The organism is Pseudomonas sp. SDO5271_S396 (assembly GCF_054071795.1).
On the sequence record NZ_JBSVWB010000013.1, the window covers coordinates 96,546 to 122,572 of the forward strand.

General features: G+C 62.3%; 22 protein-coding genes, 2 pseudogenes and 1 riboswitch. Of the genes and pseudogenes, 8 read left to right on the forward strand and 16 right to left on the reverse strand.

Features of this window, described 5'->3' with window-relative positions:
* Positions 1 to 65: 65 nt before the first annotated feature.
* Positions 66 to 2,192: a DNA helicase RecQ gene (gene recQ / locus ACW9IN_RS12195; RefSeq protein WP_457366102.1), complete on the reverse strand. Its 2,127-nt coding sequence runs from the start codon at positions 2,190 to 2,192 to the stop codon at positions 66 to 68.
* A 276-nt stretch (positions 2,193 to 2,468) separates the two neighbouring features.
* On the opposite strand from recQ, the gene ACW9IN_RS12200 reads away from it, so the two are divergent.
* The 3 genes from ACW9IN_RS12200 to ACW9IN_RS12210 all read left to right on the forward strand — a co-directional run bounded on the left by ACW9IN_RS12200 (position 2,469) and on the right by ACW9IN_RS12210 (position 7,072).
* The gene (locus ACW9IN_RS12200) at positions 2,469 to 3,056 is read left to right on the forward strand and encodes a UPF0149 family protein (RefSeq protein WP_457366103.1); all 588 of its coding nucleotides are present in this window, start codon (positions 2,469 to 2,471) and stop codon (positions 3,054 to 3,056) included.
* Between the two features lie 20 nt (positions 3,057 to 3,076).
* Positions 3,077 to 3,466, forward strand: a complete 390-nt coding sequence (locus ACW9IN_RS12205; protein WP_457366104.1) for a YbaN family protein — start codon at positions 3,077 to 3,079, stop codon at positions 3,464 to 3,466.
* A 135-nt stretch (positions 3,467 to 3,601) separates the two neighbouring features.
* Positions 3,602 to 7,072: a hybrid sensor histidine kinase/response regulator gene (locus ACW9IN_RS12210; RefSeq protein ID WP_457366105.1), complete on the forward strand. Its 3,471-nt coding sequence runs from the start codon at positions 3,602 to 3,604 to the stop codon at positions 7,070 to 7,072.
* Between the two features lie 301 nt (positions 7,073 to 7,373).
* Here ACW9IN_RS12210 and rmuC read toward each other — a convergent pair whose 3' ends face one another.
* The gene (rmuC, locus tag ACW9IN_RS12215) at positions 7,374 to 8,738 is read right to left on the reverse strand and encodes a DNA recombination protein RmuC (RefSeq protein WP_457366125.1); all 1,365 of its coding nucleotides are present in this window, start codon (positions 8,736 to 8,738) and stop codon (positions 7,374 to 7,376) included.
* 175 nt (positions 8,739 to 8,913) lie between these two features.
* A complete protein-coding gene (locus ACW9IN_RS12220) occupies positions 8,914 to 9,237 on the reverse strand; it encodes a sel1 repeat family protein (RefSeq protein WP_457366106.1) in 324 nt (107 codons plus the stop codon).
* A 458-nt stretch (positions 9,238 to 9,695) separates the two neighbouring features.
* Here ACW9IN_RS12220 and ACW9IN_RS12225 point away from each other — a divergent pair, with 458 nt between their 5' ends.
* The 4 genes from ACW9IN_RS12225 to ACW9IN_RS12240 all read left to right on the forward strand — a co-directional run bounded on the left by ACW9IN_RS12225 (position 9,696) and on the right by ACW9IN_RS12240 (position 12,863).
* Positions 9,696 to 10,001: a hypothetical protein gene (locus ACW9IN_RS12225; protein WP_457366107.1), complete on the forward strand. Its 306-nt coding sequence runs from the start codon at positions 9,696 to 9,698 to the stop codon at positions 9,999 to 10,001.
* Positions 10,002 to 10,442: 441 nt separating this feature from the next.
* Complete coding sequence (locus ACW9IN_RS12230) at positions 10,443 to 10,667, forward strand: hypothetical protein (RefSeq protein ID WP_071482924.1); 225 nt, start codon at positions 10,443 to 10,445, stop codon at positions 10,665 to 10,667.
* 279 nt (positions 10,668 to 10,946) lie between these two features.
* On the forward strand, positions 10,947 to 11,429 hold the full coding sequence (locus tag ACW9IN_RS12235; RefSeq protein ID WP_457366108.1) for a hypothetical protein: 483 nt from the start codon (positions 10,947 to 10,949) through the stop codon (positions 11,427 to 11,429).
* Between the two features lie 147 nt (positions 11,430 to 11,576).
* Positions 11,577 to 12,863 (forward strand): OmpP1/FadL family transporter, encoded by a 1,287-nt coding sequence (locus tag ACW9IN_RS12240; RefSeq protein ID WP_457366109.1) that lies wholly within the window; start codon positions 11,577 to 11,579, stop codon positions 12,861 to 12,863.
* A gap of 65 nt (positions 12,864 to 12,928) precedes the next feature.
* On the opposite strand, the gene ACW9IN_RS12245 is transcribed toward ACW9IN_RS12240, so the two are convergent.
* From ACW9IN_RS12245 to cobO, 13 genes and pseudogenes are all read right to left on the reverse strand, one after another.
* Complete coding sequence (locus ACW9IN_RS12245) at positions 12,929 to 13,477, reverse strand: glutathione peroxidase (protein ID WP_457366110.1); 549 nt, start codon at positions 13,475 to 13,477, stop codon at positions 12,929 to 12,931.
* A gap of 149 nt (positions 13,478 to 13,626) precedes the next feature.
* Positions 13,627 to 14,835 carry an MFS transporter gene (locus ACW9IN_RS12250; protein WP_457366111.1) on the reverse strand — a complete coding sequence of 403 codons (1,209 nt, stop codon included), beginning with the start codon at positions 14,833 to 14,835 and terminating at the stop codon, positions 13,627 to 13,629.
* A gap of 54 nt (positions 14,836 to 14,889) precedes the next feature.
* Complete coding sequence (locus ACW9IN_RS12255) at positions 14,890 to 15,294, reverse strand: MarR family winged helix-turn-helix transcriptional regulator (protein WP_457366112.1); 405 nt, start codon at positions 15,292 to 15,294, stop codon at positions 14,890 to 14,892.
* Between the two features lie 42 nt (positions 15,295 to 15,336).
* The gene (locus tag ACW9IN_RS12260; protein WP_457366113.1) at positions 15,337 to 16,065 is read right to left on the reverse strand and encodes an adenosylcobinamide-GDP ribazoletransferase; all 729 of its coding nucleotides are present in this window, start codon (positions 16,063 to 16,065) and stop codon (positions 15,337 to 15,339) included.
* 2 nt (positions 16,066 to 16,067) lie between these two features.
* On the reverse strand, positions 16,068 to 16,643 hold the full coding sequence (gene cobC, locus ACW9IN_RS12265; protein WP_457366114.1) for an alpha-ribazole phosphatase family protein: 576 nt from the start codon (positions 16,641 to 16,643) through the stop codon (positions 16,068 to 16,070).
* A complete protein-coding gene (cobT, locus tag ACW9IN_RS12270) occupies positions 16,640 to 17,695 on the reverse strand; it encodes a nicotinate-nucleotide--dimethylbenzimidazole phosphoribosyltransferase (RefSeq protein WP_457366115.1) in 1,056 nt (351 codons plus the stop codon). The genes cobC and cobT overlap by 4 nt, the downstream gene beginning before the upstream one ends.
* Positions 17,692 to 18,213 carry a bifunctional adenosylcobinamide kinase/adenosylcobinamide-phosphate guanylyltransferase gene (cobU, locus tag ACW9IN_RS12275; RefSeq protein ID WP_457366116.1) on the reverse strand — a complete coding sequence of 174 codons (522 nt, stop codon included), beginning with the start codon at positions 18,211 to 18,213 and terminating at the stop codon, positions 17,692 to 17,694. Before cobU ends, cobT begins: the two co-directional genes overlap by 4 nt.
* A pseudogene (locus ACW9IN_RS12280) lies at positions 18,209 to 19,667 on the reverse strand (cobyric acid synthase); the annotation flags it as partial. The gene cobU and the pseudogene ACW9IN_RS12280, both read right to left, overlap by 5 nt.
* Positions 19,664 to 20,653, reverse strand: a complete 990-nt coding sequence (cobD, locus tag ACW9IN_RS12285) for a threonine-phosphate decarboxylase CobD (protein ID WP_457366117.1) — start codon at positions 20,651 to 20,653, stop codon at positions 19,664 to 19,666. The pseudogene ACW9IN_RS12280 and the gene cobD, both read right to left, overlap by 4 nt.
* Positions 20,646 to 21,554 carry an adenosylcobinamide-phosphate synthase CbiB gene (gene cbiB / locus ACW9IN_RS12290; RefSeq protein WP_457366118.1) on the reverse strand — a complete coding sequence of 303 codons (909 nt, stop codon included), beginning with the start codon at positions 21,552 to 21,554 and terminating at the stop codon, positions 20,646 to 20,648. The genes cobD and cbiB overlap by 8 nt, the downstream gene beginning before the upstream one ends.
* The gene (bluB, locus tag ACW9IN_RS12295) at positions 21,551 to 22,201 is read right to left on the reverse strand and encodes a 5,6-dimethylbenzimidazole synthase (protein ID WP_457366119.1); all 651 of its coding nucleotides are present in this window, start codon (positions 22,199 to 22,201) and stop codon (positions 21,551 to 21,553) included. The genes cbiB and bluB overlap by 4 nt, the downstream gene beginning before the upstream one ends.
* The gene (locus tag ACW9IN_RS12300; RefSeq protein WP_457366120.1) at positions 22,198 to 23,568 is read right to left on the reverse strand and encodes a cobyrinate a,c-diamide synthase; all 1,371 of its coding nucleotides are present in this window, start codon (positions 23,566 to 23,568) and stop codon (positions 22,198 to 22,200) included. Before ACW9IN_RS12300 ends, bluB begins: the two co-directional genes overlap by 4 nt.
* Positions 23,565 to 24,176 carry a cob(I)yrinic acid a,c-diamide adenosyltransferase gene (gene cobO, locus ACW9IN_RS12305; RefSeq protein ID WP_010208674.1) on the reverse strand — a complete coding sequence of 204 codons (612 nt, stop codon included), beginning with the start codon at positions 24,174 to 24,176 and terminating at the stop codon, positions 23,565 to 23,567. Before cobO ends, ACW9IN_RS12300 begins: the two co-directional genes overlap by 4 nt.
* 79 nt (positions 24,177 to 24,255) lie before the next feature.
* Positions 24,256 to 24,503, reverse strand: a riboswitch (cobalamin riboswitch).
* Positions 24,504 to 24,602: 99 nt separating this feature from the next.
* Between cobO and ACW9IN_RS12310 the strand changes: the two are divergent.
* Positions 24,603 to 25,915: pseudogene (locus ACW9IN_RS12310) on the forward strand (PQQ-dependent sugar dehydrogenase).
* Positions 25,916 to 26,027: the final 112 nt, after the last annotated feature.

Genomic DNA, 26,027 nt, shown 5'->3' on the forward strand with positions numbered 1-26,027 from the left:
CATGAGCCATGCCCATAGGCAAGCTTCGGTATGTACTGATTCGTTACATTGTCGTAATTGGCACATTAAATTTCGAATTCAGACTGCAAGGCGGCCCGCACACAGTACAAGACACCCTCCGGAACACGTCCGGTAAACAGCGGCAGAATCTCCGCGACAGGTGGCAATTCGCCCTCTCCGTCCAGAAAGGCGTCCTGAATTTCACCGAGCAAATCCTCTGGCAGATCAAGGGCCTGCTCCAACGACAGCTGCTGCTTGCCAATCGATTCGGCGAGCAAGGTGTAGACGTTCTTTTCCGAACATTGCAACTGGCCGGCGATCTGGATAGGCGTCATGCCGGCACGCGCCAAACTGATCAGTTCGTGACGAATATCGGCGACTTCCCGGGGCGCTTCGGCCTGGCCGCCGAGCACCTCGAGGAATGCCTGGCCATAACGCTCCAGCTTGCGCGCGCCCACGCCGCTGACCCGCGCCATCTCGGCCATGGTCGTGGGCTGCTCGCGGAGCATCTCCAACAAGGTGGAGTCGGGAAAGATGACGTATGGCGGCACACTGTGTTCCTGGGCCAGCTTGCGCCGCAGGGTGCGCAGGGCTTCCCACTGTTCGCGTTCTTCTCCCCTGACCAGCTGGCTGGCCTGGCTGGTGCTGCTCTTGGCGGTGGTTTGCGGCTTGAGGTCGCGACGCAGCTCCAGGCTCACTTCCCCCTTGAGCAATGGCCGGCAGCTGTCGTTCAGGCGCAGGCCGCCAAACCCTTCGATGTCGATGTCCACCAGCCCGCGCGCGACCATCTGGCGGAACAACGAGCGCCACTCGCCCTCGGCACGGGCCTTGCCGACACCGAAGACCGAGAGTTTTTCGTGGCCGAAGCTGCGTACCTTTTCGTTATCCTTGCCCAGCAACACATCCACCAGATGCCCCACGCCGTAACGCTGGCCGGTGCGGTAGATCGCCGACAGTCCCTGACGCGCCGGCTCGGTGGCGTCCCAGGTCTGCACGCCATCGATGCAGTTATCGCAATGGCCGCAGGGCTCGGGCATGTCTTCGTCGAAATACGCCAGCAAGGTCTGGCGCCGGCAGCGGGTTTCCTCGCACAACGAGAGCATGGCGTCGAGCTTGTGCTGCTCCAGGCGCTTGTGACGCTCGTCGCCTTCGGAGTTCTGCAGCATCTGCTTGAGCATCACCACATCCTGCAGGCCATAGACCATCCAGGCATCTGCGGGCAGGCCATCACGACCGGCACGTCCGGTTTCCTGGTAGTAAGCCTCGAGGGATTTGGGCAGGTCCATGTGGGCCACGAAGCGCACGTTGGACTTGTCGATACCCATGCCGAAGGCGATGGTCGCCACCATGATCAGACCCTCCTCATTGAGGAAGCGCTTCTGGTGGTAGGCCCGTAGATCGTTCGGCAAACCGGCGTGATACGGCAGCGCCGGATAGCCCTGCTCGCAGAGAAATGCAGCCACCTCATCGACCTTCTTGCGCGACAGGCAATAGACGATGCCCGCATCGCTGCGCCGCTCGGAGAGAAACGCCAGCAACTGTTTGCGCGGCTGCTCCTTGGGCACGATGCGGTAAAAAATGTTTGGCCGGTCGAAGCTCGACAGGAAGCGCTCGGCGTTCTGCAAGTGCAGGCGCTCGACGATTTCCTCACGGGTACGCTTGTCGGCCGTGGCGGTCAGGGCGATGCGCGGGACATCGGGGAACAGCTCCGCCAGTTGCCCGAGTTGCAGGTATTCGCGGCGGAAATCGTGGCCCCATTGCGAAACGCAGTGGGCTTCGTCAATGGCGAACAGGGCGATTTCCAGCCCCTGCAAAAAAGCCAGCATGCGTGGCTGCACCAGGCGCTCGGGGGCCAGGTAGAGCATTTTCACTTCACCGCGCTTGATGCGCGCGGCCAGGTCCCGTTGCTGCTCGGGGCTGAGGGTGGAGTTCAACGAAGCCGCGGCAACACCCAGTTCTTCGAGGGTGGCAACCTGGTCGTCCATCAGCGCGATCAGCGGTGACACCACCACGGCCAGGCCATTGCGCAACAGCGCCGGCACCTGGAAGCACAACGACTTGCCGCCGCCGGTAGGCATCAGCACCAGGGCGTCGCCGCCACTGGCCACGCGCTCAATGATCGCACCCTGGCGGCCACGAAAACTGTCGTAGCCGAAGATGTCCTTGAGGACGCGTTGAGCCTGCTCGAGCATGTATAACTCCAAATAGTGCCGAAATCCCTCTGTGCAGGCTGGCCGAAAAAACACCGCGTCACGGGAAATAATCCGTAAGCGAAGTTTTCTCGGGGTGGCGCTCGGCCTGCCGGGGCATCACAAAACGCGGCAGTATACCCGAGCGTCATCCGCCACAGGGCGCCGCTGACGAATAGACGTCGTGACCCAAAACCTGGCAAATATGCCTTGCAGCTGGCCTGGGCGCGCAAGAAAGCCTAGAATTCAGCATCGTTTATTCCCCAAGGTAGTCCTTCAATGTCCTTTGCTGAGCAACTAACCCGCCTGCAAGCCTTCCTCGACGCCGATGAGCTGCATGACGAGGCGCTGGACTACGTGGCCGCCCACGGCTACCTGACCGCCCTTTCGATTTGCGCCGAGACCGTACCTGACCGCGAATGGATCGATGCGCTGTTCGCCGAAGAGCCTCACTACACCGACGCTGCGCAGCGCGAAGAAATCGAAAGCACCCTGCTGGCCCTCAAGGCCCACATCGGTCGCCAGCTGGCTTCCGACGAAGAGTTCGAGCTGCCCTGCGAGCTGGACCTGGGCGATGAGCCGGACGACTCCGAACTGCGCGGCTGGTGCATCGGTTTCATGGAAGGCGTGTTCCTGCGCGAAGCCGCCTGGTTCGAAACCGCCGAGGAAGAAGTCAGCGAAATGCTGCTGCCGATCATGGTCGGTTCGGGTCTGTTCGACGACCAGCCGGAATTCTCCGACATTGCCGCCGATGCCAACCTGATGGACGACATGATCGTGCAGATCCCGGAAGCCCTGACCGCCCTGTACCTGCTGTGCAACGCCCCTGACGAAAAACCGGCGATCCTCAAGCCCCGTCACCACTGAGCCGCTTGCCCGTGACACCCATGGGCAAGCGCTCGCTGCTCCTGCGCTACGCACTGCTGGCCGTCGGCTGGCTCAGCGTAGCGTTGGGAGTGATCGGTATCTTCCTGCCGGTCCTGCCCACCACCCCCTTCCTGTTACTCGCCGCCGCCTGCTTCGCCCGAAGCTCCCCGCGTTTCTACCAGTGGCTGGTGGAACACCCGCGCCTGGGCCCGTGGATCCGCGACTACCTGGACGGCAATGGCATTCCGCTTAAAGGCAAGGTCTACGCCATCGGCTTGATGTGGCTGAGCATCGGTTTTTCCTGCTATCTGGTGTCGCTACCCTGGGCCCGAGGTTTCATGCTCACGAGTGCGGTGCTGGTGACAATCTACATCCTGCGCCAGAAAACCCTGCCGCCCCGCAAACCCTAGGAACCGGCCATCGCAGGCAAGCCCGGCTCCCACACACTGCACACGACCTTGGTCGACACTGACTAAGCCCCGGCATCATGCGAGACTGTCCAACCGGGCCCGGAATGCCCGGGTGTTCTTACGCTCGGAGTTACCATGACGTTGTCCAGCGGGCTGATCGCCGCCGTTGCCCTGGCCTATATGGCCATTATGTTTGCCATCGCCTTTTACGGTGACCGCCGCCGTGCGCCTTTGCCGCCACGCATGCGCGCGTGGGTATACAGCCTGTCGCTCGCCGTGTACTGCACCAGTTGGACATTCTTTGGCGCCGTAGGCCAGGCGGCAGAACAGCTGTGGGCGTTTTTACCGATCTACCTGGGACCGGTGATCTTGCTGGTGCTGGCGCCCTGGGTGCTGCAGAAGATGATCCTGATCAGCAAGCAGGAAAACATCACGTCCATTGCCGACTTCATCGCCGCGCGTTACGGCAAGTCCCAATCCCTGGCGGTGGTGGTGGCGCTGATCTGCCTAGTGGGCGTGCTGCCCTACATCGCCCTGCAACTCAAAGGCATCGTGCTGGGCGTGAACCTGCTGATCGGCTCCGGCCCGGAAACCACCGGCACCCGGGCCCAGGACACGGCATTGATCGTGTCACTGGCCCTGGCGCTGTTCACCATTGTGTTCGGTACGCGCAACCTCGATGCCACCGAGCACCACCGGGGCATGGTGCTGGCGATTGCGTTTGAGTCGCTGGTCAAGCTATTCGCTTTTCTTGCCGTCGGCGCGTTTGTGACCTACGGCCTGTATGACGGTTTCGGCGACCTGATCAGCCAGGCGATCCTCGCGCCACGCTTGGAGGAGTACTGGAAAGAGACCATCAACTGGCCCTCGATGGTGGTACAGACCGGCGTCGCCATGATGGCGATCATCTGCTTGCCCAGGCAGTTTCACGTAACCGTCGTGGAGAACATCGACCCCCAGGACCTGCGCCTGGCCAAATGGGTGTTTCCGGCGTACCTGGTGCTCGCGGCGCTGTTCGTGATCCCCATCGCCCTCGGCGGCAAGATGATGCTGCCCGGCTCCGTTCTGCCCGATTCCTACGTAATCAGCCTACCCCTGGGCAAAGCCCATCCGGCCCTCGCCGTACTGGCGTTCATCGGCGGCGCGTCGGCGGCAACCGGCATGGTGATCGTGGCCAGCATCGCGCTGTCGACCATGGTGTCCAACGACATGTTGCTGCCGTGGCTGTTGCGCCGCTCCAGCGCCGAGCGGCCGTTCGAAGTGTTCCGGCACTGGATGCTGTCGGTGCGCCGGGTCAGCATCGTGATCATCCTGTTGCTGGCGTATGTGAGTTATCGCCTGCTGGGCTCCACCGCGAGCCTGGCGACCATCGGCCAGATCGCCTTCGCCGCCGTCACCCAACTGGCGCCGGCCATGCTCGGCGCGCTGTATTGGAAGCAGGCCAACCGGCGTGGCGTATTCGCAGGACTCGCGGCCGGTACTTTCCTGTGGTTCTACACCCTGGTACTGCCGGTGACCGCGAAAAGCCTGGGCTGGTCCCTCAGTCTTTTCCCCGGCCTGACGTGGCTGCATTCACATCCTTTCGGCTTGTCCGTGACCTCCTTGACCCTGGGCACGGTGCTGTCCCTGGCCGGTAACTTCACGCTGTTCGTGTGGGTGTCGATGCTGTCGCGCACGCGCGTCTCCGAGCACTGGCAGGCCGGGCGTTTCATTGGCCAGGAAATCAGGCAGCGGGCCGGTGCACGGTCCATGCTGTCGGTGCAGATCAGCGACCTGCTCAGCCTCGCGGCGCGCTTCGTCGGCGAGGAACGCGCCCAGCAGAGCTTCATCCGCTTCGCCTATCGCCAGGGCAAGGGCTTCAACCCCAACCAGAATGCCGACAACGAGTGGATCGCCCATACCGAGCGACTGCTGGCCGGTGTGCTCGGCGCCTCGTCGACCCGTGCGGTGGTGAAAGCGGCCATCGAAGGGCGGGAAATGCAGCTCGAAGACGTAGTACGTATCGCCGATGAGGCGTCTGAAGTGCTGCAGTTCAACCGGGCCTTGTTGCAGGGCGCGATCGAGAATATTACCCAGGGCATCAGCGTGGTGGACCAGTCCCTCAAGCTGGTGGCCTGGAACCGTCGCTATCTGGAGCTGTTCAATTACCCCGACGGGCTGATCAGCGTAGGCCGGCCGATCGCTGACATTATTCGCTACAACGCCGAGCGCGGCCTGTGCGGGCCAGGCGAAGCCGAAGTGCATGTGGCGCGCCGCCTGCACTGGATGCGCCAGGGTCGCGCGCATACCTCCGAACGGCTGTTCCCCAATGGACGGGTGATCGAGCTGATCGGCAACCCGATGCCCGGCGGCGGCTTTGTCATGAGTTTTACCGACATCACCGCATTCCGCGAAGCCGAGCAGGCCCTGACCGAGGCCAACGAGGGTCTGGAACAGCGGGTGGCCGAACGCACCCATGAGCTGTCGCAACTCAATGTGGCGCTCACCGACGCCAAGGGCGTCGCCGAATCGGCCAGTCAATCGAAGACACGCTTTCTCGCAGCTGTCAGCCATGACCTGATGCAGCCGCTGAACGCTGCACGATTGTTCTCCGCCGCGCTCTCCCACCAGCACGACGGCTTGTCGAGCGAGGCCCGGCAACTGGTGCAGCACCTGGACAGTTCGCTGCGTTCTGCCGAAGACCTGATCAGCGACCTGCTAGATATCTCGCGCCTGGAAAACGGCAAGATCAACCCGCAGCGCCAACCCTTTGTGCTCAACGAGCTGTTCGATACCCTCGGTGCCGAGTTCAAGGCATTGGCCCAGGAACAAGGCTTGCGCTTCCGTCTGCGCGGCAGCCGTTTGCGCGTGGACAGTGACATCAAGCTGCTGCGACGGATTTTGCAGAACTTTCTGACCAACGCGTTCCGCTATGCCGACGGCCCCGTGCTACTTGGCGTACGTCGGCGCAAAGGTGAGCTGTGCCTGGAGGTTTGGGACCGTGGCCCTGGCATCCCGCAGGACAAACAAAAGGTGATCTTCGAAGAATTCAAACGGCTGGACAGTCACCAGACCCGCGCCGAAAAAGGCCTGGGCCTGGGCCTCGCGATCGCCGACGGTTTGTGCCGCGTGCTGGGCCATCGCCTGAGCGTGCGTTCGTGGCCAGGCAAGGGCAGTGTATTCAGCGTGCGGGTGCCACTGGCGCGCAACCAGGCGAGTGCACCGGCCAAAACCCCGCAGGAGAACGGCCTGCCCTTGAGCGGAGCCCAGGTGCTGTGCGTGGACAACGAAGACAGCATCCTGATCGGCATGCGCAGCCTGCTGACGCGCTGGGGTTGCGAGGTGTGGACCGCCACTGACCAGGCACAATGCGCAGCCTTGCTGGCCGAGGGCGTACGCCCGCAACTGGCGTTGGTGGATTACCACCTGGACCATGGCGAAACCGGCACCGAACTGATGGGCTGGCTACGGGCGCAGTTGGCAGAGCCGATCCCTGGCGTGGTGATCAGCGCCGACGGTCGCCCGGAAATGGTGGCCGAGGTGCACGCGGCGGGGTTGGATTATCTGGCCAAACCGGTGAAACCGGCGGCCTTGCGTGCGCTGTTGAGTCGGCATCTGCCGTTGTAGCAGAACTGCGCTCATCCCTTGCGAGGAACTGTCGAGCCCCGGCGAGGCTGCGAAGGCGGTGAGGCAGGCGGCATCTGTGTCGGCCATGCCGCCGTCTTCGCAGGCAAGCCAGCTCCCACATTGGATGTCTATTGTTGGCGAGATAGTGCCCGACGCGATGGCCCTGCTGGCAGAGGCTTTCCAGACACTGCAAGCCCCTGTGGGAGTTGTCGAGCCCCGGCGAGGCTGCGAAAGCGGTGGGTCAGGTCATGCAGATGTTTTGGGCAGCAGGCAAGACAGTTGCTTCCACATCGCCCGCATTTTATTCAGGCAGATGGGCCACGCCATCGGCATCGGTCATGGCTCGCTCCAGCAAATCGGCCGGCAGGCTTTTACTGGCGCGGGCGCCGAGCAGACGTAATTGCTCGGTGCGGCTGACCAGGTTTCCGCGTCCATCTGTCAGCTTGTTTCGCGCTGCGCTGTAAGCTTTGTCCAACTGCTGCAAACGGTTGCCTACTTCGTCCAGATCCTGGATAAACAGCACGAACTTGTCGTAGAGCCAACCGGCGCGCTCGGCGATCTCTCGGGCGTTCTGACTCTGGCGCTCCTGCTTCCACAGGCTGTCGATCACCCGCAACGTGGCCAGCAAGGTGGTGGGGCTGACAATCACGATATGGCGATCAAAGGCCTCCTGAAACAGGTTCGGCTCGGCCTGCAACGCCGCCGAAAAAGCCGCCTCGATAGGCACGAACAACAACACGAAATCCAGGCTGTGCAAGCCCTCCAGGCGCTTGTAATCCTTGCCGGCCAAACCTTTGACGTGATTGCGCAGCGACAGCACATGCTGCTTCAGCGCCGCCTGACCGATCACCTCATCCTCCGCCGCCACGAACTGCTGGTAAGCCGTCAGGCTGACCTTGGAGTCCACCACCACCTGTTTGTCCCCCGGCAAAAGGATCAGCACGTCCGGCTGGAAGCGCTCGCCATCCGGGCCTTTAAGGCTGACTTGGGTCTGGTACTCGCGGCCTTTTTCCAGGCCTGCGTGCTCCAGCAAGCGCTCAAGGATCAACTCCCCCCAGTTGCCCTGGGTTTTCTGGCCTTTGAGGGCACGGGTGAGGTTGGTGGCCTCGTCCGACAGGCGCAGGTTGAGTTGCTGTAGCCGCTCAAGCTCCTTGGCCAAGGAAAAACGCTCGCGGGCTTCGTTCTGGTAGCTTTCTTCCACGCGCTTTTCAAAGGACTGAATGCGCTCTTTCAACGGGTCAAGCAACTGGCCCAGGCGTTCCTGACTGGTTTCGGCAAAGCGTTGTTCGCGCTCGTCGAAGATCTTGCCGGCCAGCTCGGCGAACTGGGCACGCAGTTCATCCCGCGAACCTTGCAAGTCAGTGAGGCGCTGCTGATGGCTGTCCTGTTGTTCACGCAGCTCAGCGCGCAAGGCTGCCGACAGCGCATCCAGCCGGCGCAGTTCGGTTTCCTTGGCACTGCGGTCGAGGTTCCAGGCATGGGCTGCGTCACGCGCATTGTCGCGGTCGATCTGCAACAGCTCGACTTCACGTCTCAGCGCCGCCAGATCGGCTTGTTTGGCGGCATTGGCCTGGCTCAGGTCGCTGATTTCATCGCGACTGGCATCCAGTTGGGCGGCTAGCCCTTCCTGAGCCAGTTGTGCAGTGGCGAGGCGTTCCTCGAGCAGTTCCCAACCGGTCGTGCGCGCGGTCAGTCGTCGCTGAAGCTGCCAGCACAGCGCCAACAAAGGCACCGCGGCGCCAGCAAGCCCCAAGGCGATACTGGTCCAGTCAAAAGCCATAGCCATTTCTGCCGTTACCGAAAAAGAGCAAGGTTAGCGGAGCGCAAGGCGGGACGACAGCTCAGTCTTCGACCTGGCCCAGTTCACGCTGGGCGCGGCGGTCGCCGGCACGGGCGGCCATGCGCAGCAGATCGTGGCCGATACGACGGTCGCGGGCATTGCCGCACTCACGGCATAACAATTGGCCCAAGCGGCTTTGCGCAGCCACCACACCGTCACGGGCCGGCTGCTTGAGCAGGCGCCCGGCGAAATGTTTGACGTTGACGTTATGGCCCAGGCGCGGGCTGTCGAGCAACCACAAGGCCACTTTCAATGAAAAGCGCTTGGGTGCGGTAACAGTTTGGGAGGCGTCGGTAACAGAAGGTGATACTGAGCGAAACTTCATAAAGCACTGTGGGACGGAACGAAAGGCGCGCCACTCTACTCTTTTTTTCGTACAGGTAAAGCTGAAAAAACGCTGCACGCCCGTTCTAGAGCAAGCGCTCGGGACAATCCACAGAAGCTGTGGATAACTCAGTGGACAACCCCCCTTGAACTCGCGCAAAGGCCCATGGAACGGGGGCCGCAGTCAAACTGACGATTTTTTCACCAATAAAAAAAAGCGAGATTTTTCATTGACTTAAATTTCTATCACAGGCAAATGGCTGCGCTCGGCAGTACTTGACATAACGGTTACACCTGCCGCAACTAATGTGCACAAGTACACATCCGTTGGTTATATCGCGGGTATTTTTTGATTCGCTTCCGTCCCGGAATGTTACCGCGAGGCCAAACCCAGGGACTTTTCAAATCCGATCCGGCTCGCCACACTGCTGCACCTCCCCTCGCAGGCCGGTCGGAACGATGAAAGGAATGCTGCTGTTTGCCGTGCTGTTGCTGGCCATTTGCGCGATATCCCTGGGTATCAACGCAGCACTCCCCTCTCCGGACGGTGCGTTGTTTGCCATCGCGATCCTGTTGTCGGCAGCCTTCACGGCGGTGAGCCTGAGCATCGAACTGGGTGAAGGCCGAATCAATGACATGGGCGACGTCATGAAGGTGGTCGAGGCTGGCCAATCCCTGCGTCTGACCCTGGCAGCCTATGGCCTGGGTTGCTCGATGGCGGCGGCTGTCACCGTTCTGGTCTATCGGGGCCTGTTGGGTGGCTGATTGATTTTTTTGAGCATACCCCTTTCTTTCATCACCTCAATCCGTTAGTATCCGCGCCGTTAGTACCAAGCTGAAAATCAATTCTGGTCGAAACATTCCCCTCACCACACGGGATCGACCACCTCGATGGTTTCCAGGTATCCCTCGCGACAACGACACCTTTGAACAAGCAAAGGGTTTTCGCGAGATGCGCATACTCTGACCGAACCAACCTGCAAATTGATCAGGATCTTCACCCCGGGCCCAGAACCTTTGCCCCTGTTGTGTTGCCTGCCCTCCTAAGTACCTACCTGCCAGCCCAAGCGCGCCAACTTGATAGCGCTTCACACTGGCTGCTTTGTTCCAGTCGGGTTCTTCGTTTGATCAATGGTGATCAACGTTACTGGAACGTTTTAACGTTGCACGGTTCTATTCCGTGTCATTTGTAGGAACACCCATAACATGTCGACTCAAATCCATACTCAGGATGCCATTCGCACCCTCACTAACGCTTTTGCTCCAATGAACTGCCTGATCATGGCGGCCCGCAAAGGCTGTTTCAGCTTCACTCTGGTCAACGAACACGGCATCGCCCGTCACAGCGAACGCCTGTACCCCGATCAGTACTCCAGCGCCGAACCGCTGCAGGCCGTGATCGAACGTACCCGTCAGGCCCTCACTGCCTGATCGACCTGCGTCGCTGAAATACAAAAAACCCTGCCTGAAAAGCAGGGTTTTTTATTGCCCGAAATTCAACGATTGAGCGTTTGCACTAAGTTCAAATAGATATAAACGTTATAACTAAATGAAGAAGATGTTTTAAAAACAGTCCTTTACATCACAAATATGACACTACACTTCAAGTCAAGCGGCATGATCCGCTTCCGGCGAGCCTGAGATCCGATTGACTGCTGCCAAGCCCCTCCTCTCAGGCTTCGTCGACCACTTTCACGGATTGAGGCTTGTATGGGTATCGCTGCCAGCGAATTGTGTCGTTATGTGATCCGGCCGACATTGACGTACCTGGGCCGCCATCATCCGACCGCCGAATCCCTGCTGCTGGGCATCGCAGCCAGCCAGTCGGAACTGGGGTCCGCTCTGCACGATCGCCGTGGCCACGGCCTGTACAGCATCACCGAACCGCGCCACCGCGCCTTATGGGACAACTACCTGGCGCTGGACCCCGAACGCGCCAGCCTTGTCCGCGGGCTGGCCAGCCAACACGCCTTCCTCGGCGCTCCCCAGCTCGAACTGACCGTCAACCTGCGTTACGCCACCGCCATCGCCTGGCTGCTGGTCGAACAACACACCCCTGCACTGCCCCCACCCGGAGATGTATTGGCCATGGCGCGCCTATGGAAAGAAATATTTCACCCCCAGGGACGGCTTCGCGATTTTACCCGCGCCTGGCACACCTGTGTCTCACCCCTGAATCACGTGGCCTGCTGACCGGGCAATTTGCAAGATTCGCCAAAAAACCCTGATTTTGGTCGGATTGTCCTACAAAACCGCTCTATCTCCTGCATTACAGCCTATAGCGCGATCTTAAATTTATTGTTACTTTCCGCAGCGGTGATCACCAAGGAGTTTCTAATAATGAAAAAAGTAATGCTCAAGACCACACTTAGCCTCGCCGTTGCCATGGCATCCTCCCACCTGTTCGCAAGCGGTTTCGCACTGAACGAACAGAGCGTCAGCGGGATGGGTACGGGTTTCGCAGGTCGCTCTTCCTCTGCCGATGATGCAAGCACTGTTTACGGTAACCCTGCCGGTATGGCTCGCCTGGAAGGCCAACAAATCACGGGCGGTGTCGCTGCCATTGATGCGTCGACCGATATCAGCGACGTGAGCGGCAACTCTCGCGGTACCAACAAAGGCGATATGGTGCCCTTCACCGCGGTTCCTTTCGGCTTCTACACCAATAAACTCAACGAACAATGGGCGATCGGCTTTGGCGTCTATGCACCGTTCGGTTTGGTGACCGACTACGAAAACAACTTCCAGGGCCGTGGCTTTGGCAGCAAGAGCGAAGTGAAGGTCATCACCTTCCAGCCAACGGTCAGCTACGCCTTCAACGACAAGGTGTCCATCGGCTTCGGCCCGACCTTCAACCGGATTTCCGGCGTGCTGGAATCGGATGCCACCCTGAACCCGGCCGTTGCCGACACCAACGTGAAAATCAAGGGTGACGATACCGCCCTGGGCTTCAACGTCGGCGTACTGGTCCAGGCGACCGATACCACCCGCATCGGCCTGACCTACCACTCGAAGGTCAACTACAAGCTCGAAGGTCACACTACCGTCAGCGGACCGGCCGCCACCCAGCCGTTCCTGCGCAACAACCGGTACGACGCCTCGCTGAAAATCGAAACGCCAGAATCCTACGACCTGTCGGTGACGCAAGACCTGACCGACGCATGGAAACTCTACGGCGGTGCCACCTGGACCCGTTGGAGCCGTCTGAAAGACATTACCGTCAACAACGAAGGTGTCACTGCCGCAACCGGCGGCGGATTGGCTCCACTGCAGATCGCCAGCATCTCCGAAGAACAGAACTGGCACGACACCTGGGCATACGCCGTGGGTACCTCGTACCAACTGACCAAGCAAGTGGTGCTGCGTACCGGCCTGACGTTCGACCAGTCGCCCGCCAACAACACCGACCGTTCGCCGCGTATCCCGACGGGCGACCGCACGATCTTCAGCGTGGGCCTGGGCTACAAAGTCATGGATAACATGACCATCGACCTGGCTTACTCCTACCTGCAGGAAGAAGACGTCAAGGTTCACCGCACCGCCAAGGCACCATCGACGGCCAGCTACAACGCCAAGTACGAAAACAGTGCCAACGGTTTCGGCCTGGGCATGACCTACACCTTCTGATTCGGATCGGTGTAAAAAAGCCCCGCTCTCCTGCAAAGGAGGCGGGGCTTTTTAATGACCGATGATCAGGGCCTGGACGCCAGCGCCTCTTCCACCGCCTTGATCAGATCCGGACTGTCCGGCTTGGTCAGGCTGGAGAAATTGGCGATCACCTTGCCCTGGCGATCGACCACATACTTGTAGAAATTCCACTTCGGCGCGCTGGTCTGCTGCGCCAGCGCCTTGAACAGGTGCACCGCATCCGGCCCCTTGACCTTCTGCGGTTCGGTCATGGTGAAGGTCACGCCGTAATTCACGTAGCAGACCTTGGCAGTCTCCTCGCCGGTCTTGGCTTCTTGCTTGAAGTCGTCGGATGGCACGCCAATCACTTCCAGGCCGTCGCCCTTATAGCGTTGGTACAAGGCTTCGAGGCCTTTGAATTGCGGCGCGAACCCGCAGAAGCTGGCGGTATTGACGATCACCAACGGTTTGCCCGCAAAACGCTGGCACAGGTCGATGGATTCCTTGGCCCGCAACTTGGGCAATTGGCCTTCCAGCAACGGCGGACAACTGGCAGCCATCGCGGCGCTGCCAATGGCCATCAGCACAGGTACAACAAGCCAGCGCATCTGCATGGTGGAGTCCTTGAAAAGGTCAGGCCCTTGAACTTAACAGATCGACATACCCAGTTGCATCAACGCCAGACCACCGTGCTGCCAGCCCCACCAGGCCAGCAACAGCAGAGCCCCTCCTGCAATCAGGACCAGCCCCCTTATCGCGATGCTCATGCCGCCTCCATCTGCGCCTGCAAACGCGCCACCGGACGCTCGCGCACCGGCCAGTTCAGGGCCGCCGCGAGCAGGCTCAAGAGGATCGCGACGTGCCAGATCAAATCGTAGTTGCCGGTTCGATCATAGACCACACCGCCCAACCAGCCGCCGAGGAACGAACCCAACTGATGGAACAGGAACACAATCCCGCCGAGCATGGAAAGGTTTCGCACGCCAAACAAGGTAGCTACCGTACCATTGGTCAGCGGCACCGTGGACAGCCACAAAAAGCCCATCGCCATGCCGAACAGATAAGCCGTAACCTCGGTCACCGGCGCCCACAGAAACAGCACGATCACCAGCGCCCGCAGCAGGTACAAACCGGTGAGCAAGCGCGGCTTGGACATGCGTCCACCGAGCCAGCCTGCGGTGTAGGTGCCGAATACGTTGAACAGACCGATCAAGGCCAGCACCGTGGTGCCCACGGTTGCGGGCAAATGTTGATCCACCAGGTACGCCGGCAGGTGCACGCCGATGAACACCACCTGGAAACCACAGACGAAAAAACCGAACGCCAACAGCCAGAACCCGGAATGGGAGCACGCCTCGCGCAAGGCGTCGCGCAGGCTTTGCTGGCCCACCGCAACCGGCAAGGGGCGATCCCTGAGCATGGCGACCAACGGCAGGATCAGCGCCACCATCATGCCCAGCGTCAGCAGCGCCGCCGACCACCCCAGCCAGCTGATCAATCCGAGGGTGCCCGGCACCATGGCGAACTGCCCAAAAGAGCCTGCGGCGCTGGCGATCCCCATGGCCATGCTGCGTTTTTCCGGGGCCACGGCACGGCCCACCACGCCGAGGATGACCGAGAACGAGGTGCCGGACAGGCCAATACCAATCAACAGTCCCGCACTGAGCGACAGCGACCACGCCGAATCGGACATGCCCATCAGCACCAGACCCGCCGCATAAAGCACGCCGCCGACAAACACGGCCTTGGTGGCGCCGAAGCGGTCCGCCAGGGCGCCAGTGAAGGGTTGCGCCAGGCCCCAGATCAGGTTCTGCAGGGCGATGGCGAAGGCAAACGTCTCACGACCCCAGCCGAATTCGGCACTCATCGGCGCCAGGAACAAGCCAAAACCATGGCGTACGCCCAATGACAGCGCCAGGATCAGCGCACTCCCTAACAGAACCCATCCACTGGTGCGCCACATCGAGGTCATTTCTTGTTCTCCGTTCGCGGGTATATACCCGCTTGTAATCGGAAAAACCCGCCGTCAGGCGAGTTCATCCAGCAAGGCCAACAGGGTTTCGCGTTTTTCCGCGCCGAGTCGATCGATCAATTTCTGCTGTGCCGCTTCCCAGGCCGGCAACGCCGCAGCCAATCGCTGCGTGCCGGTTTCAGTCAACACAACCAGGCGATTGCGCAAGTCATCCCCCTCCACCAACTGCACCAGGCCCTCGCCTTCCAGCACCCGCAGGTTGCGCCCCAGGGTGCTGCGATCCAGGCCCATGGCGTCGGCCAGGCTGGAAATGCTCGGTTGATCCAGGCGCTGCAGATTGCACAGCAAAGAATACTGGGCGACGTTGATCCCGAAGCCGTCGAGAGCGCCGTCGTAATGCCTGCTGACGCCACGGGCGGCGCGACGCAGGTTGGTACATAAACATTGGGAGGCAAGCATGGAGCGTGTATATACCCGGGATTAAGGAAATGCAAGAAAGTGTTACAACACCAGACCGACCAGCACCACCATTTCCAGTAACTCCAACAGGGCTCCGGCGGTGTCGCCGGTGGTGCCGCCGAGGCGATTGACCATCAATTGGCGCAGCCCCATAAAAGCCAGCGCAGCCAGCAGCACGGCGACCCCGCCGCTGAAGCCACCGATGAGGATGCACGCCAGACCGCTGAGGATCAGCACCTGTTGGCCGACGACTCTCGGTAAATGATCCGACAATGCCTGACCCAGTCCTCCCGCCCGCACATAGCGAGTCGTAAGAAACAGCGCCAGCAGGGATGCGCGCCCGATCAAGGGGGCCAGGATCAGCGCGGCGCCATTGCGCTGCTCGATCAAGGCCACCAGTGCCGTGAACTTGAGCAGCAACACCAGACCCAGGGTGACCACCGCAATCGGCCCGCTGCGCGGGTCTTTCATGATGCTGAGGGTGCGCTCACGGTCGCCGAAACCGCCCAGCCAGGCATCGGCGCTGTCCGCCAGGCCATCCAGGTGCAAACCGCCACTGAGCAACACCCAGGCGGTGAGCAGCAGCGCGGCGTGCAACAACAACGGCGCACCCATCAACAGCCCATTCAGGCCCCATAGCAGCACGCCGAAGAGCAAACCCACCACCGGATAAAACAACAACGAACGCCCCAGTTCCTGCGGCTGCGGCATGCCCGGCAGACGAATCGGCAGGCTGCTGAGAAACTGCAAAGCAATCCAGAACGGCAACATGCTCAGCGCCCTTCCTTAAAAACGCCATCGGCCAGGACCTGCATACTGAACAGCCCGCCATGGCCAACCTCGACATTCAATAACTGCTCGCGGGGCAAACTCCTCGCCTGGGCCAGGAGCAAACGCATCACACCGCCATGGCTGATCAGCAGCACGCGCTGGCCGGCATAGGCCTGATGCAAACGTGACACGGCGCCCATCACCCGTCGGGAAAACTCGCTCACGGGTTCACCGTCAGGCGGTGTGAAGCTGTAGGGATCCGCCCAGAACAGGCCCAGTGCTTCGGCGTCGGTTTCCATCAACGCCGCCGCGCTCTGCCCTTCCCAGGCGCCGAAATGCAGTTCTTGCAGGTCTTTGTCCAGACTGACCGGCAGCGCAAGGCGCGCACCCAGTTCCTCGGCAAAACGTGCGCAACGTTGCAGCGGAGAGCTGACCAGTCGGTCCCATGGGCCCTGGTTCACCACGGCTGCGCGCATCTGTTCCCAGCCCCTGGCGGTGAGCGCATCGTCCAGGCTACCGCGCAAGCCGCCACCCGACTCGGTTTCGCCGTGGCGCAGCAGGTCCAGGTGCAAGGTCATGCCGGGCGGTCTGCCACGGCGGCTTCGGCGAATGTCGCCATCTGCCCGTGCAACGCGCAGGCCAGGCGCAATACCGGCACCGCCAGCGCCGCGCCACTGCCCTCGCCCAGGCGCAGGCCCAGTTCCAACAGCGGTTGCGCGTCAAGGCTTTGCAGCACATGGCGATGACCTGGCTCGGCGCCCTGATGGCCAAACACCAACCACTCACGGCACGCCGGGTTCAGGCGCGTGGCAACCAGGGCCGCGACGCTGCAAATGAACCCATCTACCAGCGCCACGATACCTTCCTGGGCGCAGCCCAGATAAGCGCCCACCAAGGCGGCGATTTCAAAACCACCCAAGTTGAACAGGGTTCGCAACACATCCTCACGCTGCCCGGCGTGCAACGCCAACGCACGCTCGATCACCGCTACCTTGTGGCTCACACCCTGGGCACTCAGCCCCGTGCCCGGGCCGGTCAGATCACTCACCTGGCAGTCCAGCAAGGCACAGGCCAGCGCACTCGCTGCAGTGGTGTTGCCGATGCCCATTTCACCGCCGATAAACAATTGCGCACCGCTGGCCAGGGCACGACGCGCACTGTCACGCCCGGCATGCAACGCCAACTGCCCCTGGCCATCAGTCATGGCCGGCCCGTTGACGAAATTGGCGGTGCCCGCGCCCAGGTTCAGGTGACGCACGCCGGGCAGGTCCAACGCCGGTGTGACGGTGCCCAGGTCGATCACCTCCAGACGCGCGCCCAACTGCCGCGCCAATACGCTGATGGCCGCGCCGCCGCTGACAAAGTTGAGCAGCATCTGCCCGGTCACTTCCTGGGGAAATGCCGAAACCCCTTCGGCCACCACACCGTGGTCTCCGGCAAAGATGGCAATCCAGGCTTGGTCCACCGATGGTTTGACCCGCCCCTGCAAGCCGGCCAATTGCACCGCCAATGCTTCCAGCTGGCCCAGGGAGCCGGCCGGTTTGGTCAGTTGCTGCTGGCGTTCCAGCGCAGCCTCGTACGCCGAAGCGTCAGTAGCCTTGCAGGGGTTGAGCCACCAGGTGTCGTTCATAACGCAGTACCTTTCAAAGTCAGGGGCAGGCCGGCAACGGTCAGCACCACACGCTGACACCGCTCGGCCAAGGCTTGATGCAGCCAACCGGCTTCATCCACATAGCGGCGAGTCAATTCGCCCAGCGGCACGACACCCAGACCGGTCTCGTTGCTGACAAAAATGATGTTCCCCGGCAAGCTCGCCAAGCTATCCAGCAAGGCTTCGCGTTCGAGCGCTAGGCGTTGCGGGTCGTCGAGCATCAGCAGGTTGGTCAGCCACAACGTCAGGCAATCCACCAACAGGCAACGCTCGGGCGCCGCGTTGTCCCGCAGCACGCGGGCCAATTCGACAGGTTCTTCGACCAGCCCCCAGGCCTGTGGACGACGCTCGCGATGCAACGCCACGCGCGCGTTCATCTCACCGTCCAGCGGCTGGCTGGTGGCGATGTAAATGACAGGCAAACCGCTGTCACTGGCGAGCTTTTCCGCAAGGCGGCTCTTGCCGGAACGGGCGCCGCCGAGGATCAGTTGGCGCATGGGGAGACTCCACACAAGCGGCGCAATAAATCGGTATCCAGGTGGTGTTCCACCAGATCGGCCAAACGCTCGATATCGCGCTCGCGCAAGGCGTGATAATCCACCTCTTGTACCTGCTGCAGACCGGCCCAGCGCAGCAGCGCACTGCACGCGGCCGGGGTTTCGAAAAGGCCGTGCAGGTAGGTGCCGAGGATCTGCCCATCGGCACTTCGAGCGCCGTCGCTGCGACCGTCATCCAGCCGCACCGCCGCGTTCGACAAGGCCTCGCCGGTGGTCACACCCGCGTGAATCTCGTAGCCGCTGACGTCGGCCTCTTCCAGCACCAGGCGCCCACGCACATTGCGCAGTTGCTTCTCTTGCTCCAGCGTGGTGCTGAACGCCAGCCAGCCAAGGCCCTCGCTGGACCCGGGCGGCCCTTCCAGGCCCAACGGGTCATGCACCTGTTCGCCGAGCATCTGCAAACCGCCGCAAATACCCAGCACCTTGCCGCCGTAGCGCAAGTGCCGCGCCACGGCGCCATCCCAACCGTTGGCGCGTAGATACGCCAGGTCGCTGCGCACGCTTTTCGAGCCGGGCAGGATGATCAAGTCGGCGGGTGGAATCGGCTGGCCCGGCCCGACAAACTGCAAATCCACCTGGGGATGCAGGCGCAAGGGGTCGAAGTCAGTGTGATTGCTGATGCGCGGCAAGACCGGCACCACCACCTTGAGCACCTGGGCGGCCTTGTCGATCTGGCGCCGGTCGATGCCGTCTTCGGCTTCCAGGTGCAGGTCCATCACGTAGGGCAGGACACCGACCACCGGCTTGCCGGTACGCGCCTCCAGCCAGTCCAGGCCCGGTTGGAGCAAGGCGATGTCACCGCGAAACCGGTTGATGATGAAGCCTTTGACCCGCGCCTGCTCGGTGGGCGAAAGCAATTCCAGGGTGCCCACCAGATGGGCGAACACGCCGCCGCGGTTGATATCGGCGATCAGTAGCACCGGGCAATCCACCGCCTCGGCGAAGCCCATATTGGCGATGTCGTTGGCGCGCAGATTGATCTCTGCCGGCGAGCCTGCGCCCTCCACCATCACCACCGGGTAGGCAGCGCTCAAACGCGCGTGGGACGCCAGCACCGCCTGCATCGCGATGGCCTTGTAATCGTGATAGGCCACGGCGTTCATGCTGGTCACGGCACGGCCATGAATGATGACCTGGGAGCCGGTGTCGCTGTTGGGCTTGAGCAGCACCGGGTTCATGTCGGTATGCGGCGCCAGGTTGGCCGCCTGGGCCTGCACGGCCTGGGCACGGCCAATCTCGCCGCCTTCGGCGGTCACGGCGCTGTTGAGCGCCATGTTCTGCGGTTTGAAAGGCGCGACCGAAACGCCCTGGCGCACCAGCCAGCGGCACAGTGCAGTCACAAGGGTGCTTTTACCGGCATCGGAGGTGGTGCCCTGCACCATCAACGTACTCATGTGGCGTCCTTGTATGCCGTCAGCGCCGCATCGAGGCGCAGCCAATCCGCCTCGGTGCCGGGCAAGCCGAAACGCAGGCTGCTGTCGTGGGAAAACAGGCGCAGCAGGATGCCGCGCTGGGCCATGAATTCATGCATGCGGTCGGCGTGCGGCGTGATCAGCCACTGGAACAGCGCGCAGCCACCCTGGGGCTGAAAACCGTGGTGTTCAAGCAGTGCGAACAAACGCTCGCCGGCTTCGATGCAACGGCTTCGCTGACGCACCTGCCCGGCGGTATCACGCAGGCACACCTGGCCCAGTACCCGTGTCGGCCCACTGACCGCCCACGGCCCGACCTGCTCGGCCAGCAGCCTGAGCAACTTGCGCTCCGCCAGCACAAACCCCAGGCGCACACCGGCCAAACCGAAAAATTTGCCAAACGAGCGCAACACAATCAGCCCCACCTGATGCGCTTGGCCTGCCAGGCTCAATTGCGGAGTAACGTCCATGAAGGCTTCGTCCACCACCAGCCAGCCACCGCGCTGGGCCAGGCGCGCATGCCAGTCCAGCAAGCGTTGCGGGCCGAGGCTCAAGCCGGTGGGGTTATTGGGGTTGACCACTACCAGTACGTCGAGGCCATCGAGGAAGAAGTCGACTTCCTGTTCCTGCACTTCGCGCACCACATAACCGGCACGACGCCACGCCTCGGCGTGTTCGGCATAACAGGGTGACAGCACGCCAACCTTGCCCGCGCGGCGCAGGCGCGGCAGCAACTGGATGGCCGCCTGCGAGCCCGGCACCGGCAACAGGTGCGCAGCGCCGTAATAGGCGCTGGCGGCCTGCTCCAGGCCGTCGTCGGTTTCCGGCAGACGCGCCCAGGCCCGCAACGGGATCTCGGGGATGGGCCAGGGCCAGGGCGCCAAGCCACTGGACAGATCGAGCCAGTCAGCCTCGGCAATGCCGTACTGAATGGACGCCTTGCGCAACCGGCCACCGTGTTCAAGCATAGAATTGCGCCCCCGCGCACAGGATCAGCAGCCACAACCATACGCCGCGCTGCACCAGTTGCCAGCCCCGGTCGATGGAATCGGCATCCGCCGGCGGGCCTTCACCCAATGGCGGACGCTGGTGCACCTCGCCGTGGTAGATCGCCGCGCCGCCCAGCTCAACGCCCAGGGCGCCGGCGCCAGCGGCCATGACCGGACCGGCGTTGGGGCTGTCCCAGGTCGGTCCCTGGATGCGCCAGCACTTCAAGGCCAGCCGGGTTTTGCCGAGTACGGCGTAGGTCAATGCCACCAACCGAGCCGGAATGTAGTTCAGCACATCATCGATTTTTGCCGCTGCCCAGCCGAAACGCTCGAAGCGTGCATTGCGATAGCCCCACATGGCATCGAGGGTGTTGCTCAAGCGGTAGAGCACCACACCCGGCACGCCGGCGACCACAAACCAGAAAATCGCGGCGAACACCGCGTCGCTGCCGTTTTCCAGCACCGACTCGGTGGCCGCGCGGGCCACTTCGGTGCGGTCCAGCTCGCTGGTCTGGCGACTCACCAAGTAACTCACGCGGGTACGCGCCTGCTCCAGATCATCGGCGCGCAGGGCCTGGGCCACCGGCGTCACATGCTCGCCGAGGCTGCGCATGCCGAGGGCGCAGTACAACGCCAGTATCTCCAGCACCCAGCCAATGTACGGCGCCCACGACAAGGCCGTCGCCAGCAGGGTCAGCGGTACTACGGCGATAAACCACGCCGTCACGCCGTGACTGCGCCAGCCCCGGCCACCGGCGTTGAAACGTTGTTCGACGCGCCCGGCGAAATTGCCGAACGCCACCAGCGGATGCCAGCGCTTCGGTTCACCCAGCAGCGCGTCCAGCGCGACTGCGGCGACACATAGCAAGGCCACACTCATTGACTCACTCCCCACGTATTCTCGTACAGCATGTCACTCAATGGCCGAGGCTCGGTCCAGCCTTCAAGCTGCAACATCGGTGCCGGGTAGAACCCGTCCACCGGCCCCAGGCACAACACCGCCAAGGGTTTCGCGCCGGCGGGCAAGCCGAGCAGGTCCGCCAGGGCCTGAGGCTCGAACAACGACACCCAGCCCATCCCGAGGCCTTCGGCGCGAGCGGCCAGCCACAGGTTCTGGATCGCGCAGGACAGCGATGCCAAATCCATTTCCGGCAAGGTTCTTCGGCCAAAGATATGGCGTTCGCGATCGTCCATCAGCGCCGCCACCAGTACTTCGGCACAGTCGTGAATACCTTCGACCTTGAGCTTCATGAAGTCATCGGAGCGCTCGCCCAGGGCTTCGGCGGTGCGTACGCGCTCTTCTTCCACCAGTTGTTGGATCCGCCCACGCAATTGGCGGTCGCTGATGCGGATAAAGCGCCAGGGCTGCATCAGGCCGACGCTGGGTGCCTGGTGCGCGGCCTGGAGCAAACGCTGTAGCAATTCAGGGGCGACGGTGCCGCCGCTGAAGTGGCGCATGTCGCGGCGTTCGGCGATGGCGCGGTAGATGGCGTCGCGGTCGGCCTGGGGAAAGGCGTTGTCAGTCATGGCCTCTTCGCGGGCAAGCCCGCTCCCACACATGGATCGGTGAGTGCTGTCGAGGGGCAAGCGGGCCCAAGATCCGGCGCAAACAAAGCGGCAACCGCCACCGGATTCGACGGAAAGTAAAAGTGCACGTAAGACGCCGTCATCCGTCCCTGCCGATAGACCGCTTCGGCACCGCGCCCGCCATTGGGGCTCAGGCCACGGGCAATGGGCTGCCACTCGGTGGTGGTCAGGGAATGGTGATAGGTGTGGCCGCGCAACGTGCCTTCGGGCAATTCGACATTTTGCAGCGCCAGGGCCGCGAGTTTCTTCTGCATCACCGCATCACCCTGCAACAGGCCGACCAGTTCGGCATGATTGCCGTCGACATCGGTCAGCGAGTCCAGCAGGTAGAGCATGCCGCCACATTCGGCGAGCAGGGGTTTACCGGCGGCATGGTGGGCGCGGATGGCGTCGAGCATCGGCGTGTTTTCCGACAGCGCCTGATGATGCAGTTCCGGGTAACCGCCCGGCAGATAGAGGCTGTCGGCATCAGGCAATTGGCGATCATGGATCGGCGAGAAAAAGCGCAACTCGGCGCCCATCGCCCGCAACAGGTCGAGGCTGGCGCCGTAAGTGAAAGCAAAGGCTTCGTCGCGCGCCACGGCGATACGCACACCGTCCAGCAAAGGCTCGATCTCGGTCACAGACGGCGCGGCAAAGGCCACCGGCGGCGGCAACGCGACTTCGCAACTGCTGCCCAACGCCTCGGCGGCGGCGTCCAGGCGCAGGTCCAGGTCATTCAATTCGCTGGCTTGCACCAGGCCCAAGTGGCGACTGGGCAATTCGATACCAGTCTCGCGGGACAGCGCGCCATACCAACGCAGGCCTTCGGTGAGGCTGCCTTCGAGCAACTGCGCATGGCGCAGGGTACCGACGCGGTTGGCCAACACACCGACGAACGGCAAGTCCGGCTGGTAGCGCGCAAGGCCCAGGGCCAATGCGCCGAAGGTCTGGGCCATGGCCGTGCCGTCGATCACGCCGAGCACCGGCACGCCGAAGTGCCGCGCAAGGTCGGCGCTGGATGGCGTGCCGTCGAACAGGCCCATCACGCCTTCGATCAGGATCAGGTCGGCCTCCCCCGCCGCTTCCCACAACAGGCGACGACTTTCCTGCTCGCCCACCATCCACATGTCCAATTGATACACCGGCGCACCGCTGGCGCGTTCGTGGATCATCGGGTCGAGGAAGTCCGGGCCGCATTTGAACACACGCACCTTGCGCCCCAGGTTGCGGTGCAAACGGGCCAGCGCGGCGGTGACGGTGGTTTTGCCCTGGCCGGACGCCGGTGCGGCGATCAGGACGGCCGGGCAATGACGGGTTTGATTCAAAGTTCGACGCCCTTCTGTGCCTTGATACCGGCCTGGAATGCGTGCTTGAGCATGCCCATTTCTGTGACGGTGTCGCCCATCTCGATCAATTCGGGCTTGGCACCACGACCCGTCACCACCACGTGCTGCATGGGCGGGCGGGCTTGCAGGTCGCTGAGCACCTGATCGAGATCGAGATAACCGTGCTTGAGGGCGATGTTCAGCTCGTCCAGCACCACCAGGCCAATGGAAGGATCTTGCAGCAGCTCGCGGGACACCGCCCAGGCGGCTTCGGCGGCGGCGATATCGCGCTGGCGGTCCTGGGTCTCCCAGGTAAAGCCTTCGCCCATCACATGGAAACGCACCTGCTCCGGAAAGCGCCGGAAGAACAGTTCTTCGCCCGTGCTGTTACGCCCCTTGATGAACTGCACCACACCGCACTGCATGCCGTGGCCCATGGCGCGGGCCAGCATGCCGAATGCCGAACTGCTCTTGCCTTTGCCATTGCCGGTCAACACCAGCAGCAAACCGCACTCGTTCGGGGAATTGGCGATGCGCTCGTCGATCACGGCTTTTTTACGCAGCATGCGCGCCAGGTGGCGCTCGTCGCGGTCGGGGGAATCAGTCATGGCAGCTCTCCGTTGGGGCTGGACAAAAACGGCGGGCAGGAAAAAGGAACAGCAGACAGCCAAGCATCGCCCACCGTGATGCTGTTGAATGCTTCAGGCCGGTCTCCGGGCTCATGAGTGGCGCTTGCCGGAGCAGGCAGGCCGACGGCGCGCCTTCCCATATCGCACGCGATACAGTGGCTAAAGGCACCGTCTTGACTCATTTACCGTTGCGGGGGCAGCGCCGGATTCGCGGCAGCATGGTGGTCACATGCGCTCGCTCACCGGCTTCCCTGTTTCACTCTGTCGACACATGGGCCACAGAGCACCTGAAACAAGCCGCGAAGGTTAGTGGGTTGGGGGTGGAGCGTCAATTAAAGCCGGCCCTGCGCTTGAACCATCGGACCGCCGTGTACCTCTACTCCTACAGGCATCCAGGAGAACACCATGCATAAAACAAGACTCGCGCTGCTGATCATGCTCGCCGGCAGCCTCGCTGCCTGTGGCGAAAGCTCTACCTTGCAGGTTTCCGATGGCACGGGGCCTTCGCCCACGTTACCGGAGCCGAACAAGACATTGATCCCCACCGTCAACATCGCTCCCGCCGTGGGCTGGCCCGCCGGCGCGAAGCCGGTAGCCGCCGCCGGTACTCAGGTCGGCGCGTTTGCCGAGGGCCTGGATCATCCGCGCTGGCTGTACGTGCTGCCCAATGGCGATGTGCTGGTGGCGGAAACCAATGCGCCGCCCAAGCCGGATGACGCCACCGGTATTCGCGGCTGGGTGATGGAGAAGGTCATGGGCAGTGCCGGCGCCGGAGTGCCAAGCCGAATCGCATCACACTGCTGCGCGATGCCGACCACGACGGCATCGCCGAAACCCGCACGGTGTTCCTGGCAAACCTCAATTCTCCGTTCGGCATGACCCTGGTGGGCAACGACCTGTACGTGGCCGACTCGGACCAGTTGCTGCGTTTCCCTTATCAACCGGGGGAAACCTCGATCAAGGAGGCCGGCACCAAGGTCGTCGACCTGCCCGGCGGCACCCTTAATCACCACTGGACCAAAAACGTGGTGGCGAGCAAAGACGGCAGCAAGCTGTATGTGAGTGTGGGCTCCAACAGTAATGTCGGCGAAAACGGTCTGGAGGCCGAACAAGGTCGGGCGGCGATCTGGGAAGTGGACCGTGCCAGCGGCCAGCACCGCATCTTCGCCTCCGGCCTGCGCAACCCCAACGGCATGGCCTGGGAACCGCAAAGCGGCAAGCTATGGACCGCGGTGAACGAGCGCGATGAGATCGGCAGCGACCTGGTGCCGGACTACATCACCTCGGTCAAGGATGGCGGATTCTATGGCTGGCCGTTCAGCTACTACGGGCAGCATGTGGATGTGCGCGTCACGCCGCAGAACCCGGAATTGGTCGCCAAGGCGATTGCGCCGGACTATGCGGTAGGCCCCCACACGGCGTCCCTGGGCCTGACCTTTGCCGAGGGCAGCAAGCTCCCGGCGCAGTTCAGCAACGGGGCCTTCATTGGCCAGCACGGCTCGTGGAACCGCAAGCCGCACAGCGGCTACAAGGTGATCTTCGTGCCGTTCGAAGGCGGGCAACCGAAAGGCCAGCCCGTGGATGTGCTGACCGGGTTCCTCAACAGTGATGAGAAAGCCATGGGCCGGCCAGTGGGCGTGGTGATTGATCAGCAGGGGGGCTTGCTGGTGGCGGACGATGTGGGGAATAAGGTGTGGCGGGTATCGTCGGCTAAATAACCGGCTTGACGAACACCACCAAACCAATGTGGGAGCGGGCTTGTGTGGGAGCCGGGCTTGCCCGCGATGCAGGCGCTGCGGTGTGTCGGTCGCATCGCGGTGATGCCATCGC